Source organism: Clostridium sp. DSM 17811 (genome assembly GCF_018861905.1).
Classification (GTDB): Bacteria; Bacillota; Clostridia; order Clostridiales; family Clostridiaceae; genus Clostridium_AD; species Clostridium_AD frigoriphilum.
The window spans coordinates 1-501 of sequence record NZ_JAHLDU010000099.1; the positions used below are offsets into that span (position 1 = coordinate 1).

The 501-nt window shown below is 25.1% G+C and carries 1 pseudogene; it reads left to right on the plus strand.

The features are described 5' to 3' along the window. Positions 1-501: pseudogene (locus KPL44_RS25145) on the plus strand (RNA-guided endonuclease TnpB family protein); the annotation flags it as partial.

The following is a 501-nucleotide window of genomic DNA, read 5'->3' on the forward strand; positions in this document are numbered from 1 at the left end:
AAAAAAATATATTACTCAGGAAATTAGATAGACAAAGAAGAAGTAATAACCCTAATAATTATAATGAAAATGGGACTATAAAAAAGGGAATTATGACTAATTTAAAGAAAATAAAATTGACATGGATTAAGTCAAATAAATATATCAAAACTCAAAATGAATTAAGGGAAGTTCAGAGAAAACAAGCTTATATAAGGAAACAATCCCATGAGAAATCAGCTAATTATATCATAAGTTTAGGAAATAGAATATTAGTTGAAACTATGAATTATAAAGGGCTTCAATCAAGGTCAAAGGAAACTACTGTTAATACAAACGGTAAATTCAACAAGAAAAAGCGATTTGGCAAGAGTTTAGCAAATAAGGCACCATCAATGTTTTTAACGATACTTGATAATAAACTAAAATGGCATAATACAAAGTTAACCAAGATTAATACTTATAAAGTAAAAGCATCCCAATATAATCATATAGAAGATAAATATATAAAAAAGAAATTAT